Below are 14,229 nucleotides of genomic sequence, written 5' to 3'. Positions count from 1 at the left end.
CCGTTCTCCTCAGAGTTGCAATCCACCGCTGACCAGGGCGATGGCGCGCAGGTCGCGGTACCAGCGTTCGACCGGATGCTCCTGGGTGAAACCATGGCCGCCGAGCAATTGCACGGCATCGGTGCCGATCTTCATCGCCTTCTCGGCGCAGAACAGGCGCGCCAGGTAGGCTTCGCGCAGGAACGCCTCGCCCCGGTCGGCGCGGGAACAGGCGCGCCAGACCATCAGGCGCATGGCGTCCAGTTCGATGGCCATGTCCGCGATCGGGAAAGCCACGCCCTGGCGGTGGCTGATGGGCTCGCCGAAGGCCGTGCGCTGGTTGCAGTAGGCGATCACCTGGTCGAGCGCGGCCTGGGCCGTGCCCAGGGCCAGGGCGCACCAGGCCAGGTGGCTGAGGTCGAGGAATGCCTGGTAGTCGAAATCAACGGCGGCCAGCCGATGCTCCGCCGAGACTTTCACGCCCCTCAGGCTGATTCGCGCCGTGGCGCAGGCCTTCAGGCCCATGGCCGGCTCCGGACGCAGCTCGAGGCCTTGGCTGCCAGCTTCGACCATGAACAGGGCCGGTCCGTCGCCGGTCTCGGCAGCCAGGAGCAGGCGGCTGGCGTCCAGGCCATTCACGACCAGGCACTTCTCGCCGTTCAGCAGGTAGTGACGTCCCTTGCGACGCGCGCGAGTGTCCAGCTTGAGGGGATCGAAGAGCAGAGCCGGCTCGCTTACGGCGATGGCCATGGGTGGTGCGGGCTCCGCGGCGAGGAAGGCGGGTAGCCAGGCGGCCTGCTGCTCCGGCGAGGCCCAGCGGCGGATGCAGTTGGCGGCCGAAAGCGGCGCCAGCAAGGCGGCGGCGAGGCTCAGGTCCCCTTTGGCCAGGGCCTCGGCCATCAGCGCGTTGGTGAGGATGGTGCGATCACCGGCCAGGCCGCCGAGGCGCTCGCCGACACCATAATGGGCCAACCCCAGTCCATGGGCCTGGTTGAGCAGCGCGGCGGGCACCGCGCCTCGGGCATCCGCCTCATGGGCGGCCGGACGCAGGGTATCCAGGGCGAAGGATTCCAGCATGTCCACCAGCATCCGCTGCTCGTCGGAGAGGGAAAGGTCGAACAGGTCGTCCGCTCGGCCAGGGCGCGACGCCTTGCGCGCTCGCCGTGCGGCCAGCCGAAAGCCGGCGCGGGTACCGCTGTAGAGCAGTTTCTCGAAGGCCTTGCGCAGTTTCAGGCGATCGGGCCAATGGGCCTGCGCCACGCGGTTCAGCACGGCCAGGGCGCGGCCCTGTGCGTTGGGGATCATCGGCATCGCACTCCTGCAGGATGAGGATGCCGGGATGATGGTCGGCGCCGGCCCGGTCGCCTATGACCGGGCCGACAAGCGCGACTGGCAGCGCTGCCAGTGCGGGGGGATCACTTGCTGCGGATCTTCTCGACTATCGCCGTGGTGGAGCTGTTCTCCACCAGGCCGAGCACCTTCACCTCGCCGCCATAGGCGCGGACGATATCGGCGCCGACCACCTGGTCGATACCGTAGTCGCCGCCCTTGACCAGCACATCGGGCTTGACCTGGGACAGCAGGCGCTCCGGCGTGTCCTCGGCGAAGCTGACGACCCAGTCCACGGCGCCCAGGCCGGCCAGCACGGCCATGCGTCGCTCGACGCTGTTGATCGGGCGGCCCGGCCCCTTCAGGCGGCTGACCGAGGCGTCGTCGTTGACCGCCAGCACCAGGCGGTCGCCCTGGGCGCGCGCCTGCTCCAGGTAGGTCACATGGCCGGCGTGGAGGATATCGAAGCAGCCGTTGGTGAAGACGATCTTCTCGCCATGGGCGCGGGCGTCCTCGATGGCCAGCAGCAACTGGTCGAGGCTCAGCACGCCGCGCTCGGAGCCCTGCTCGCGCTGCACCGCGCGGCGCAGTTCCGGAGCGCTGATGGCGGCGGTGCCCAGCTTGCCGACGACGATGCCCGCGGCGAGGTTGGCCAGGGCCACGGACTGGGGCAGCTCCTCGCCCGCGGCCAGGGCGGCGGCCAGGGTGGAAATCACGGTATCACCGGCACCGGTGACGTCGAATACCTCGCGGGCGCGGGCGGGCAGGTGAAGGGCCTGGTGGCCGGGACGCAGCAGGGTCATGCCGTGTTCGCCGCGGGTGACCAGCAGCGCGCCCAGCTCCAGCTCCTGCATCAGGGTGGCACCCTTGGCCACCAGTTCGGCTTCGTCGGCGCAGCGGCCGACTATGGCCTCGAATTCGCTGAGGTTCGGGGTGATCAGGCTGGCGCCGCGATAGATGCTGAAATCCCGGCCCTTGGGATCGGCCAGTACCGGCACGCCACGGCGACGGGCAGCCTGGATCAGCACCTGGTGGTTCTTCAGCGCACCCTTGCCGTAATCGGACAGCACCAGCACCTTGACCCCGGACAGCAGCCGCTCGACTTCCTTGGCCACGGCTGCGGCGTCGGTGTCGAAGGCTTCCTCGAAGTCCATGCGCAGCAACTGCTGGTGGCGGCTCAGGACCCGCAGCTTGACGATGGTCGGCTGCTGGGCGAGACGCTGGAAGTGCACCTCGACGCCGGCGGCATTGAGGCGTTCGGTGAGGCTGTCGGCCGCTTCGTCGATACCGGTGATGCCCACCAGCTTCGCCGGCGCGCCCAGGGCGGCGATGTTCAGCGCCACGTTGGCGGCACCGCCGGGACGGTCCTCGATCTGCTCCACCTTGACCACGGGCACCGGTGCCTCGGGCGAAATGCGCGAGGTCCCGCCATGCCAGTAACGGTCGAGCATGACGTCGCCCACCACCAGAACGGGGGCCTGATCGAATCGGGGCATGGACAGCTTCATGGAGTCTCCGGACGTCAAAAACGGCGCGGATCATACCATAGCAGCTCAGTGGGCCCGAGGCTCCCGATCGGACGCGGGACGTACCCAGAACAACTCGTGACGACGCACCGCCTTGCGGAAGAAGTCGTCCTGGCCGACCCCGGGCCAGCGCCGCCCGGCCAGCAGCCACTGGATCATGCGGCGCAGGCGCTTCCGAAATGGCAGCGGCTCCTGCAGGTCGTGCTGCATGGCCAGCGCCTGGGCCTTGTCCATGCGCGCGGACTCGCTCAGCAGCGGACTCCACAACCCGTCGGCCGGGAGCGGCTCCAGACACGGCGGCAGGGCGACGCCATTGCCCGCCGGCCCCATGGGCCAGCGGTCGTTGTCGTAGAGGTGGTTGGCATAGAGCAACTGGACCTCGGGCCGCCAGCCGCTTCGCTCGACGGCCTCGGCCAGGGCCCTGCTGGCCTGGACGTGGTCAGGGTGCGGATCCAGCTCGGGATGTGGCAGCACCACCACCTCGGGGCGGCAGCGTTGAAGCAGCGCGGCGAGGTCCTCCACCAGGTTGTTCCAGCTCGGCACGCCGTCGAGGTCGCCCGGCAGGAGCAGGGGATTGAAGCGGCGCACGCTGCGGATATCCGCATCGCCGGACTCCAGCGAAGCGAAGGCCTTGTCCGGTTCGGCCGCCATGGCCGTCAATCGCATGCAGTAGTAGCCCAGCTGCACGCAACGCGTCGCCGGCACTCCGCCCCAGAGCGGCACGGCCAGGCTGCTCCAGCTACGCAGCCGGCCCTTCAGGCGCGCGGCAGACGCCCTGTCGAGCCCCATCCGACGGTAATTCCACGCCTCGATCTCGCCCTGGGTCAGGGTGACGATGCAGGCCTGGGCGCAACGGCTGTACAGGCCGAAGGCAGCCAGTTCGGCATCGTCCGCGTGGGGCGCGATGACCATGACACGCCGCGCCGCGTAATCCGGGTTGGCGAAGGCATGCAAGCGGACCTCCGGCAGCAGCCGACAGAATCGGCCGGACAGCTGCAGGCGCCCCTCCCGCACAGCGGGCAGCAGACCTGACAGATTGAGATAGCGCCGACCGCGCAGGCCGCGCTCGAAATCCTGGCGATCGAGGTGCTGGCCGTCCCGGATCAGCACATGGGGGTCCAGCCAGCGTCCCAGCCAGGTGCTGCGGATTTCCACTTCGAGGATCAGGGTGTCGGCAGCCTCCGCCGGCGCAGCGGTGTCGAGTTGCAACCGGCCCTCGCGGAGTTCGCCCGACATCGGGCGCGCGGATTCAGGGAAGGCATAGCGGTAATCTGCCCGCGGCGAATAGAAGAGGTGGTCGGCGAACCAGGCCTCATGGGCGATCCAGGCCAGCACCAGCAGTACCGGCAGGCTGTTCCAGTTGCCGAACCAGTCGAGCGCGGCCAGGACCAGCAGCGCCATGAGCATGAACAGACGCTTGCCGCGCCGGTGCCGACGCAGCAATTGCCGTTTGCGTGTTTCCATCCACTTAAACCCGGAATGCAGCGACTCTGTTGCACCAACGATCCTTGTATTCACGGTCGGCGCGACCGAAGGAGTAGCGCAGGGCCTTGCCCCCGGCTCGGGCTTCCTCCCAGGCAGCCTGGGTATTGATGAAACTGAGTACGCTGCCCGGACTGAGGTGATGCGCGCGCGGGTCGACTCCGCCGTTGATGTACTCGTAACTGAGCCATTCTGGCGACTCGACCCTGAACAGCACCTGAACGGCGACAGGGGCACCGTCGAGCAGCAGCAGCGAGCCGCCGAGGAACTCACGCAGCAGCGCGAAGACTTCGCCCAACCTGTGCTTGCCCGGCACATCGAAGCCCCAGCGACGCTCGAACAGCTCCGTGTAGACAATCGCCAGCTCGTCGGGCGCATAGTCCGCCACCGGCCGGACCTTGCCGCCCGCCTCCTCGAACAGGCGCACTTCGCGACGCTGGTTGTAGCGGAACTTCCTGGACAGCTCCTCGGGCGGGCGGGCCAGCGCCAGCTGTTCCCGCTGCAAGCGCTGGCCGCTGAACCCGGTCCGATTCAGCTCGGAGAGATAGCGCACCTCATGGCGCAGCGGAACCGCGGCCCCAGGTGCAACCGGCAGGATGACTTCGGCATTGCCCAGGTCGAAGAGATTGCGCATACCCTTGCGCTTGAGCACCCGGCGGGACAGCGCCAGGCTCCTGCCCCAGGTCGGAATGGCGGCCCGGATCTCACCGGCCACCCGGTAGCCGAGATAGCGCACCGGTATTCCCGCCAGCGCGGACAGCCGCTCGACCACCTGCGGGTGGGTGATGACGCTGCCACCGAAGCGCGCCCAGGCGTCGGCATAACAAGCGGCGTCTATCGACTCCCATCCACGCTCACGGTACAGCCTGAATCTGTTGAGCAAATCCTTACCCTGCCGGGGGCAATACCCGGCCCTTCCTTGTTGGCCCTCTGCGCCCAGCCCTGCTCAGAGCTCTTGCGGCTGGGCCTCCTCCTCGAACTGGCTGGCGTGGAGTCGGGCGTAGTAGCCGTTCATGGCCAGCAGTTCGACATGGCTGCCGCGCTCGACGATCCGCCCCTGATCCATCACCAGGATCAGGTCCGCCTTCTCGATGGTGGAGAGGCGGTGGGCGATGACCAGGGTGGTGCGTCCATCCATCACACGATCCAGCGCCGCCTGGATGTGCCGCTCGGACTCGGTATCGAGTGCCGAGGTGGCCTCGTCCAGCACCAGTACCGGGGCGTTCTTCAACAGCGCGCGGGCAATGGCGAGGCGCTGACGCTGGCCACCGGACAGCAGCACACCGTTCTCGCCCACCTCGGTGTCGAAACCTTGCGGCAGACGGTCGACGAACTCCTTGGCGTAGGCGGCCTCGGCAGCCTTCTCGATGTCTTCCCGCGGCGCGCCGGCGAGGTCGCCATAGGCGATGTTGTTGGCCACCGAATCGTTGAACAGGGTCACCTGCTGGGTCACCAGGGCGATATGGCGGCGCAGGTTACGCAGGCGATATTGCTCGACATCCACGCCATCCAGCAGGATCTGCCCCTGATCGTGGTGGTAGAAGCGCGGAATCAGGTTGGCCAGCGTGGACTTGCCGCTACCGGAACGTCCCACCAGGGCGACCATCTGGCCCGGCTCGGCCTCGAAACTGATGTCCTGCAGAACGGGCTTGTCGGTGCCGGGATACTGGAAGCTCAGGTTGCGCACCTGCAGGCGCCCGCTCACTCGCTCCCGTTCGAGGGTGCCATGATCCACCTCAGGCGCTTCATCGAGCTGCTCGAAGATGCTTTCCGCACCCGCCACACCGCGCTGCACCGTGGAGCTGACCTCGGACAACTGGCGGATCGGCTTGGGCAACAGACCCGCGGCGGTGATGTAGGCCACCAGGTCGCCGGCACTGGCGTCGCCCCGCAGGAACAGCACCAGGAACATCAGCGCGGCCATGGCGGTGTAGATCACCAGCTGCAGCATCGGGGTATAGACGGCCGAGGTCTTGGTCATGCGCAGCTGCTTGCGGGTGTTGTCCTGGCTGGCGGTCTGGAACCGACCGGACTCGTAGGGCTCACCGCCGAAGCTGCGTACCACGCGATAGCCCTGGATGGTTTCGGAAGCCACGTGGGTCACGTCACCCATGGCCACCTGGATCTTCTTGCTCTGTTTGCGGAACTTCCTGCTGGCGCTGCTCACCATCAGCGCGATCAGCGGCAGAATGGCCACCATCACCAGGGTCAGTTTCCAGTTCATCCACAACAGGTAGCCAAACAGGAAGATCACGGTCAGGCCTTCGCGTATCACCACCTTGATGGCGTCGGTCGCGGCGCCGGTGACCATGGTCACGTTGAAGGTGATGCGCGAGATCAGGTGGCCCGAGTTGTGGCTGTCGAAATAGCGGTTGGGCAGTCTCAGCAAGCTGTCGAAGAGGGCGAGCCGCAGGTCGTGCACCAACCCCAGCGATACCTTGGCCAGGAAGTAGTTGCCGAGGTAGGACCCCAGTCCCTGCCAGGCGGCGATCAGGATGATCAGCAGCGGTACCGCCTGAAGCAGCTTCAGGTCGCGCAGGTAGGGAACGTCAGGGAAGAGGACAGCATCCGGATTGCTCAGGCCGTCGACGAAATACTTGAGGATGCCGGCCAGCATCGGCTGGGTGGAGGCGAAGATGATGTAGCCGCTGATGCTGATCAGGAACAGGCCGACATAGGGTCTGACGTAGCCCAACAGGCGGAAGTAGATCTTGAGGCTGGAGGGCCGGGACTGGTCGTTGGGACTCATGGAGGTCAGTGCTCAAAAATGAGCGCGAAGTGTAACACAACGTCCAATTGCCCCATTCAGGCGGGCAAGGTGGGGTACTATACGCGGCCTATTCACGAGGCCCATTGATGCAAGAACTCGATCACGAGATGTATCTGAAGCTGAGCGCGAGTGCCGCCGTACTGGAACGTGACAAGTACGGAGACAAGGTGCTCCGACTGAAAGACGGCAGCTTCTTCAAGCTTTTCCGACGTAAACGTGTCCTCTCCTCGGCCATGCTTTACCCGTATGCCCAGCGCTTCGCAGACAACGCCCATCTGCTCAAATCACGCAAAGTTCCCTGCCCAAGCGTACTCGGGGTCTACCGCGTCAGCAGCTTGTCCAGGGACCTGGTGCACTATGCCCCCCTGCCTGGAGAAACCCTGCGCCACCTCTACCGCAATAGTGACAACCCCGAACTGCAGGGGCTGCGCAAACGCCTGGGGGCATTCGTCGCAGGACTTCACGATCAGGGCATCTACTTTCGTTCCCTCCATCTGGGAAACATCGTGCTGACTCCCGATGACCAATTGGGCCTGATCGATATCGCTGACCTGAAAGGCCAAGGAACAGCCCTGGGCAAGAACAAGCGTCTGCGCAATTTCAAGCACCTGCTCCGCTATGCCGAGGATCGAGACTGGCTCCTCGCCGACCAATGCCAGGATTTCTTCGACGCTTATCTGGCCACCTCGCAACTGCGCGCAAGCAACTCTTTTTCCCTGCGACTGAAGGCTCTATGACCGCCTTGCCCGGCAATCGCCCTGCTCCCATCAGCAACCTACCGGGCCGCCTGCAGCGCACCTCGGACTGGCTGATCAGGAACGTTCTGCCACTGGGCTGGCTCGTCCTGCTCACCGGCATGTTCTGGGTTGGCGAACGACCGCACTATCATAAGCTGTACTACACGCTGCTGGCCGCTCCGGCCCTCCTGGCGGTGGTGCTGCATCCCCGGTACTTGAGAACGATGTTCAGCTCGCCACTGCTCGTCGTCTTTGCACTGTTCAGCGTCTACACCCTCACCACACTGGCCTGGTCCAGCACCGATGATCCCTTCGGTTCCCTGGTCAAACGCCCACTCTACGTGCTGCTCCTTTTCGTCTCCGCCGGCCTGCTGGCACTGCGGGCTCCTGAACGGCTGATGATCAGCCTACGAGTCAGCGCATACATTGCCGCGCTTGCTGCGCTGATATCTCTAGGGCTCTACCTGCATAGAGGCGAATACGCCTACCTACGGTTCTCAGGCTACGGCGCCTTGTACAATCCACTGCTCACCGCCCACGTGTACGGCGTATTCATGGCATTCTGGGTGGCGAGTTGGATAGTGAACAGGAATCCCTTCGATCCGCCTGCCCTGTTGTCCCTGGCTGTTCTCGGTGCCCTGACAATTGCGACCGGCTCACGAACACCCCTTATGGCGCTGGTAGCGTGCAGCGCGTGGCTGATGATTGTCACCTGGAACAAGCGCAGCCTGGCCCTACTGGTGACTGGAATCCTGGCCGGTGGCCTGCTGCTAGCCTTGTACCCCGAAGCGATCACCTCTCGAGGGATGTCTGCACGACCGGAAATCTGGGAGAAGAGCTGGCAACTGATCCTCGACGCGCCCTGGTTGGGACACGGCTATGACGCACCATTGAAAATATGGATTGCCACGCTCAACTACACCATGGCTGATCCACACAACATGCTGCTGGCGGTGCTCTATTACTGCGGAGCCATCGGTCTGGTCCTCTGGCTGCTACTCTACGGTCTCGCGTTCGGCTTCGCCTGGCGCAACCGCAAGGATCCCCTGGTCGCTATCATCTCTAGTCTGCTGGTATTCGGTCTGGCGGCAAGCATGACCGAAGGCGGCTCCTTCATTTCGCGTCCGAAGGAGCACTGGTTCCTGATCTGGATTCCCATGGCCCTCATGTTCGCGGCCGAAATCAAGAAAAAGACCGAGAAGCAGCCCCATGAGCTGGTTGAAAAGGTTTGAGAAGAAGCTGCGCAAGGCCTGGAAGAACTGGCGCGGCAAGCCTGAGCTACCGCGTTTCTATCGACCCCAGATGCGCTTCCGGGAACGCTACCCTGGCTACCAGATCGGGCTGGGAACCTACGGCATGCCCATGGTGCATGACTGGAACGAAGGCAGCACCCTGCGCATAGGCAGCTACTGCTCCATTGCCGACAACGTGCAGATCTTCCTCGGAGGCGGCCACCGGGTCGACTGGGTGAGCAGCTATCCCTTCCCTGCCTACTTGCCGGAAGCGTCCCATATCAGTGACTTTGGCGGGACCCGTGGAGACGTGGAGATCGGCAGCGACGTCTGGCTCTGCTCCAACTGTACAATCCTCTCCGGCGTGACTGTGGGGCATGGCGCGGTAATTGCCGCCGGCGCCGTGGTCAGCCGCGACGTACCTCCCTATTCTGTGGTGGCAGGCAACCCGGCCCGGCATATCCGTTGGCGCTTCGATGAGGATACGAGAAGCGCACTCCTGGAAACAGAGTGGTGGGAATGGCCAGAAGCGGAAATCAGGCAGATTGTCGGTAAGCTCTGCAGCGACGACCTTCAGTCCTTCCTGAACTATGCCCGCTCACGCGGGCAGTAGCAGACGCCAGAGTGCCCGCAAGGTCTTGCGGTTCCAGGCGCTCATGGGCAGGCCAGCGAGTAGCTCGCGGGCGAGTTCCTTGTCCTTGCGGGCACACTTGAGCAACATCGAATTGCGGAAACGCGCGCAGACCTCGGGGTAGGCGGGGTGGTCGCTGAAGCGCGCATAGGTCTTCAGCACGTTGTCCACCATGAAACGGTAGTTCTTGTAGGTGTTGCTCTCATGCACCCTGTAGAGCGCCAGGGGCTCCCCCAGGATATCGATGAAGTAGCCCGCGCGAGTGATCTTCAGCTCGATCATCAGGTCTTCCAGACGGACATCGGGCTCGAACCCGCCGACACGTTCCAGCGCCTCCCGGCGGAACAGCAGCGTGGGCGCCGGCGCGCCGGGCTTGCGATCGAGGAACACGTCCTCGAAGTCCAGGCGCCGCAAGGGAAGGCCACGGGGGTCGCCGCTGGGTTTGCCATCCCCATCGATGGTCTGGATATCCCCCGCGCAGATGCCCACCTCGGGCTTGCCCTCCATGTAGGCGACCTGCCTGGCGATACGCTCCGGCAGCATGATGTCGTCCGAGCCGAAGGGGGCGATCAGGCTGCCCCTGGCCCGCTCGATGGTCTCGTTCAGGGTCCGCGACAGCCCCTTGTTGGCCTGCGCGCGGAAGTCGAAGCCATGGACCTTCTGCAGCGCCTCGATGCGGGCGACGCTGTCATCGCGGGAGCCGTCATCCACCACCAGCAGTTCGATGTTGGGGTAACTCTGCTGCAGGACGCTGAGGATGCTCGCCTCGATATAGGGGGCGTGGTTGTAGGAAGCGATGATCACGCTGACCAGCGGCTGCTGGGGATTGCTCGTCGACGTCATGGACCTTTACTCAGAATGGGTAGAACCGCGACCAGAGCGCCCGCCAGGCGGAAGGCGCCGGCGCCGATGGCCAGGGTTGTTCCAGCACCTCCACCAACCGCTCCGCGAGGCGCGTATGGGCCAGGCGCTCTTCGACGAAGCGTCGGCCCCGTTCGGCGATCGCACTGGCCTGTGCGGGCTCGTCCCGAAGACGGGCCAGGTGCGCGCGCAACTCGTCGATGCTGGAATACAGCAGGAGGTGGGTGCCGTCCTCCAGGCCAATGGCCGGCTCCTCGCTGCCCTGACGCCAGGCCAGCAGGACACAACCACAGGCCATGGCCTCGAAATTCTTGGCCATGTATTCCCCGAGGCCCACGTCGGCACTGACGAAATAGCGGATGCGGTTGAGCATTTCGCGGTAGGGATCGCCAGGTGCCGTACGCAGCACCTGCAAGGGCTCCTCTGCTGCCAGCCGGTCCAGCAGCTGTTTCCGTCCCGCGTAGGCGGCACTGGCGGTCCGGCCGATGAATCCCAGCTCGATGTCGCGCTCGGCGGCCTCGAAGTAGATCGTCCGCGGATCGTAGCCCTTGGGCACGAAGTGGACGTTGAAGCCCTCCTGGCGCAGACGCTCGGCGACACTGGCACCGGTCACCACCACCCGGGCATTGGGCAGGGCCCGGTAGAAGCGGCTGAATCTTCCGCGCCAGCGGGAGTTGTCCAGGTAGTTCTGGCAGGCATCCTCTTCGTAGATCAGCAGCCCCGGGACCCCGCGCAGGAAGGCGGCCTGGCGGTGGATGTTCTTGAAGTGCAGGTCGAGCAGCAGGCGGTCGTAGCGCCTCAGGTCCACCCCGGCCAGATAGCGGCGCAGGTTGCGCTGCTGCTCCTTGTCGAGGATCCGCAGCTCGAGCTCGACGACCTGGCCGAGCTGCTCGTAGACGCAGGACAGGTCGGGTTCCCGCCCAGCGGAGCTGAGCGCCAGTACCTTCATCGGCTTCAGCTCAGCCACAGCCTGAGGGCCTTGCGGCTGTAGGACAGTTTGAACAGCACCTTCCAATCCGTGCGCAGCGCCTCGCGGTAGTAACCGCGGGCACTGTCCTGCTCGCCGGCCAGCAGGCAAGTGCGGAACAGCGACAGGCAGCGCTGGGCACGATAGGCGGACTTGAGCGATTGCAGGCCGGCCGGCAGCTTGCGGAAGACCTCATCCACCAGGGCAAGGCCTACCTTGCGGGCGGCTTCGGCGTTATGCCGCAGGCTGCCGGGATGCTTGTGGATGCGCGCCAGCATCAGGTCGAGGACTTCCACCTCGCCCTGGGTCAGGCAATAGGCGAAGACCGGGATGTCCTCGCTGTGGCGCAGGTGTTCGGGATAGGGCCGCTCCAGCAGCAGCTCGCGCAGGAAGACGCAGGCGCCGTGGCTCAAGGCGATCTTCTTGTCCAGCAGGTAATCCTTCAGGCGCCGGAGGGGCTCGCCAGGCACGGCGCTGGCGGGATGCCCGCGCTCGCGGCCGTCGGGCTGGACCGCCACATGGCCGGCCAGCCAGAGGCCGACATCCGGTTGCTGGCGCAGGCGCTGGCAGAGCTCGGGCAGCACGCCGGGGGCCAGTTCGTCGTCGGCGTCCAGCAGCAGCACGTAGCGCCCCTGGGCCAGCTGCACGCCGTTGTTGCGCGCGGCCGAGGGGCCGGCGTTGGCCTGGCGCACGCCCTGGAAGGCATCGCCGTAACGCTGGCTCAGGGCAACGAAGACCGCCGGGGTATCGTCGGTGGAACCGTCGTCCACCACCCAGAGTTCGACCTCCGGGGTGGCCTGGGCCAGCACCGACTCCACGGCACGCGGGAGCACGCCCGCGTAGTTGTAGGTGGGGATGACGACGCTAAGCAGCGGCTTAGCCGACATTGTCATACCAGTCCTTGCCTTCCTTGACGACGAGGATGTCTTCCATGATCAGGTACTGCAGGTCCGAGCCGTAGAACATGTTCAGGGCATCGGTGGGCGAGCAGATCATCGGCTCGCCGCGGCGGTTCAGCGAGGTGTTCAGCGATACGCCGTTGCCGGTGAGGTTCTCCAGCTCCTTCATCAGGTCGTACCAGCGTGGATTGTGCCGGCGCTCCAGCACCTGGGCGCGGGAGGTACCGTCCTCGTGCACCACTTCTCCCACACGGTTCTTCCACTCTTCGTTGACCTCGAAGGTGAAGGTCATGAAGGGCGACGGGTGATCGACCTTGAGCATCTGCGGCGCCACGGTGTCGAGCATCGACGGGCAGAAGGGGCGCCAGCGCTCGCGGAACTTGATCTGCTCGTTGATGCGGTCGGCCACGCCGGCCACGCTCGGGCAGCCGATGATGGAACGGCCGCCGAGGGCGCGCGGACCGAACTCCATGCGGCCCTGGAACCAGGCCACCGGGTTGCCGTCGACCATGATCCTGGCGATGCGCTGCGGGGTATTGTCGATGCGCTTGAACACCGGCTTCTTCGGGTGCCTGGCGCAGGCGGCGACCACATCCTCGTTGCTGAAGGACGGGCCGAGGTAGACGTGCTCCATCTTCTCCACCGGCACGCCGCGCTTGTGCGAGACGTAAGCGGCGGCGCCCACCGAGGTACCGGCGTCGCCGGAGGCGGGCTGGACGAACAGTTCCTTCACTTCCGGGCGGGCGATGATCTTCTGGTTCAGCTTGACGTTCAGCGCGCAGCCGCCGGCGAAGGCGATCTTGCCGGTCTCGCGGATGATGTCGCCGAGGTAGTAGTCCATCATCTCCAGCGCCAACTTCTCGAACAGCGCCTGCATGCTGGCGGCATAGTGGATGTACGGATCGTCGGCGATATCGCCCTGGCGCTTCGGGCCCAGCCACTCGATCAGCTTGGGCGAGAAGTAGTAGCCCTTGCCGTTTTCCTTGTAGCGGCGGAAGCCGATGACGTTGGCATAGTCGGTATTGATGATCAGCTCGCCGTTCTCGAACCTGGCCAGGCGCGAGAAATCGTACTTGGCGGCATCGCCGTAGGGCGCCATGCCCATGACCTTGAACTCGCCGTCGAGCATCTCGAAGCCGAGGTACTCGGTGATGGCGCCGTAGAGGCCGCCCAGGGAGTCCGGATCGTAGAATTCCTTGATCTTGTGGATCTTGCCGTTCTCGCCCCAGCCGAAGAAGGTGGTGGCGTATTCGCCCTTGCCGTCGATGCCGAGGATCGCGGTCTTTTCCTTGAAGCCCGAGCAATGGTAGGCGCTGGAGGCGTGGGCCAGGTGGTGTTCCACCGGCTCGATCTTCACCTTCTTGGCGTCGAAGCCCAGTTGCTCCAGGCACCAGACGATCTTCTTGCGGTAGCGCTTGTAGCGGCGGTTGCCCATGAGGATGGCATCGAGGGCGCGGTCCGGGGCGTACCAGTAGCGCTTGGCGTATTGCCAGCGGGCCTTGCCGAACAGGCTGATGGGGGCGAAGGGAATGGCCACCACGTCGACGTCGGACGGCTTGATGCCGGCCTGTTCCAGACAGAACTTGGCCGCCTCGTACGGCATGCGATTCTTCGCGTGCTTGTCGCGCACGAAGCGCTCTTCTTCGGCGGCCGCGATCAGCTTGCCGTCGATATAGAGCGCGGCGGAGGGATCATGGCTGAGGGCGCCGGAAAGGCCGAGAATCGTCAATGCCACAGATATAGCCTCTTAAAAGCAGCTGAAGGCTTGAAGCTCGAAGCTTTAAGCCACAGCAGTGGTCCAGTTCATAGCCCGGCG

General features: G+C 65.1%; 12 protein-coding genes. 3 read left to right on the top strand and 9 right to left on the bottom strand.

Annotated features, from left to right (window positions below; translation table 11 throughout):
- Positions 1–9: 9 nt before the first annotated feature.
- The 5 genes from ACFPU0_RS14885 to msbA all read right to left on the bottom strand — a co-directional run bounded on the left by ACFPU0_RS14885 (position 10) and on the right by msbA (position 7,065).
- Positions 10–1,284, bottom strand: coding sequence for an acyl-CoA dehydrogenase family protein (locus ACFPU0_RS14885; RefSeq protein ID WP_377693872.1), 1,275 nt, complete (start codon positions 1,282–1,284; stop codon positions 10–12).
- A 110-nt stretch (positions 1,285–1,394) separates the two neighbouring features.
- A complete protein-coding gene (gene hldE / locus ACFPU0_RS14880) occupies positions 1,395–2,816 on the bottom strand; it encodes a bifunctional D-glycero-beta-D-manno-heptose-7-phosphate kinase/D-glycero-beta-D-manno-heptose 1-phosphate adenylyltransferase HldE (protein ID WP_377693871.1) in 1,422 nt (473 codons plus the stop codon).
- A gap of 45 nt (positions 2,817–2,861) precedes the next feature.
- Entirely contained in the window at positions 2,862–4,298 is a 1,437-nt protein-coding gene (locus ACFPU0_RS14875) for a PIG-L deacetylase family protein (RefSeq protein WP_377693870.1), read from the bottom strand.
- Positions 4,299–4,302: 4 nt separating this feature from the next.
- Positions 4,303–5,199 (bottom strand): GNAT family N-acetyltransferase, encoded by an 897-nt coding sequence (locus ACFPU0_RS14870; RefSeq protein ID WP_377693869.1) that lies wholly within the window; start codon positions 5,197–5,199, stop codon positions 4,303–4,305.
- A gap of 63 nt (positions 5,200–5,262) precedes the next feature.
- Positions 5,263–7,065: a lipid A export permease/ATP-binding protein MsbA gene (msbA, locus tag ACFPU0_RS14865; protein ID WP_377693868.1), complete on the bottom strand. Its 1,803-nt coding sequence runs from the start codon at positions 7,063–7,065 to the stop codon at positions 5,263–5,265.
- A 107-nt stretch (positions 7,066–7,172) separates the two neighbouring features.
- Between msbA and ACFPU0_RS14860 the strand changes: the two genes are divergently transcribed.
- From ACFPU0_RS14860 to ACFPU0_RS14850, 3 genes are read left to right on the top strand one after another with little or no spacing between them, the layout of a single operon-like run.
- Positions 7,173–7,823, top strand: a complete 651-nt coding sequence (locus ACFPU0_RS14860; RefSeq protein WP_377693867.1) for a toluene tolerance protein — start codon at positions 7,173–7,175, stop codon at positions 7,821–7,823.
- Positions 7,820–9,055: an O-antigen ligase family protein gene (locus tag ACFPU0_RS14855; RefSeq protein WP_377693866.1), complete on the top strand. Its 1,236-nt coding sequence runs from the start codon at positions 7,820–7,822 to the stop codon at positions 9,053–9,055. Before ACFPU0_RS14860 ends, ACFPU0_RS14855 begins: the two co-directional genes overlap by 4 nt.
- Positions 9,033–9,668, top strand: coding sequence for a CatB-related O-acetyltransferase (locus ACFPU0_RS14850; RefSeq protein WP_377693865.1), 636 nt, complete (start codon positions 9,033–9,035; stop codon positions 9,666–9,668). Before ACFPU0_RS14855 ends, ACFPU0_RS14850 begins: the two co-directional genes overlap by 23 nt.
- Here ACFPU0_RS14850 and ACFPU0_RS14845 read toward each other — a convergent pair.
- Genes ACFPU0_RS14845 through ACFPU0_RS14830 form a run of 4 tightly spaced genes read right to left on the bottom strand, consistent with a single transcriptional unit; the run spans position 9,654 to position 14,148 of the window.
- Positions 9,654–10,529, bottom strand: a complete 876-nt coding sequence (locus ACFPU0_RS14845) for a glycosyltransferase family 2 protein (RefSeq protein WP_377693864.1) — start codon at positions 10,527–10,529, stop codon at positions 9,654–9,656. The genes ACFPU0_RS14850 and ACFPU0_RS14845 overlap by 15 nt on opposite strands.
- Positions 10,530–10,539: 10 nt before the next feature.
- Positions 10,540–11,514, bottom strand: a complete 975-nt coding sequence (locus tag ACFPU0_RS14840) for a glycosyltransferase family protein (RefSeq protein ID WP_377693863.1) — start codon at positions 11,512–11,514, stop codon at positions 10,540–10,542.
- Positions 11,502–12,401: a glycosyltransferase family 2 protein gene (locus ACFPU0_RS14835; protein WP_377693862.1), complete on the bottom strand. Its 900-nt coding sequence runs from the start codon at positions 12,399–12,401 to the stop codon at positions 11,502–11,504. The genes ACFPU0_RS14840 and ACFPU0_RS14835 overlap by 13 nt, the downstream gene beginning before the upstream one ends.
- The gene (locus ACFPU0_RS14830) at positions 12,391–14,148 is read right to left on the bottom strand and encodes a carbamoyltransferase (protein ID WP_377693861.1); all 1,758 of its coding nucleotides are present in this window, start codon (positions 14,146–14,148) and stop codon (positions 12,391–12,393) included. Before ACFPU0_RS14830 ends, ACFPU0_RS14835 begins: the two co-directional genes overlap by 11 nt.
- Between the last annotated feature and the right edge of the window lie 81 nt (positions 14,149–14,229).

It is taken from the genome of Pseudomonas sp. GCM10022186 (genome assembly GCF_042656385.1).
Lineage (GTDB): Bacteria > Pseudomonadota > Gammaproteobacteria > Pseudomonadales > Pseudomonadaceae > Metapseudomonas.
Note: the sequence above shows the minus strand (reverse complement) of the source record. Positions and strands in the feature narration are given on the sequence as shown.

Bases quoted from the DNA above. Each gene is read 5' to 3' on its own strand.
- ACFPU0_RS14885 (WP_377693872.1), bottom strand. From the start codon at position 1,284: ATGATCCCCAACGCACAGGGCCGCGCCCTGGCCGTGCTGAACCGCGTG.
- hldE (WP_377693871.1), bottom strand. From the start codon at position 2,816: ATGAAGCTGTCCATGCCCCGATTCGATCAGGCCCCCGTTCTGGTGGTG.
- ACFPU0_RS14875 (WP_377693870.1), bottom strand. From the start codon at position 4,298: ATGGAAACACGCAAACGGCAATTGCTGCGTCGGCACCGGCGCGGCAAG.
- msbA (WP_377693868.1), bottom strand. From the start codon at position 7,065: ATGAGTCCCAACGACCAGTCCCGGCCCTCCAGCCTCAAGATCTACTTC.
- ACFPU0_RS14860 (WP_377693867.1), top strand. From the start codon at position 7,173: ATGCAAGAACTCGATCACGAGATGTATCTGAAGCTGAGCGCGAGTGCC.
- ACFPU0_RS14855 (WP_377693866.1), top strand. From the start codon at position 7,820: ATGACCGCCTTGCCCGGCAATCGCCCTGCTCCCATCAGCAACCTACCG.
- ACFPU0_RS14850 (WP_377693865.1), top strand. From the start codon at position 9,033: ATGAGCTGGTTGAAAAGGTTTGAGAAGAAGCTGCGCAAGGCCTGGAAG.
- ACFPU0_RS14845 (WP_377693864.1), bottom strand. From the start codon at position 10,529: ATGACGTCGACGAGCAATCCCCAGCAGCCGCTGGTCAGCGTGATCATC.
- ACFPU0_RS14835 (WP_377693862.1), bottom strand. From the start codon at position 12,401: ATGTCGGCTAAGCCGCTGCTTAGCGTCGTCATCCCCACCTACAACTAC.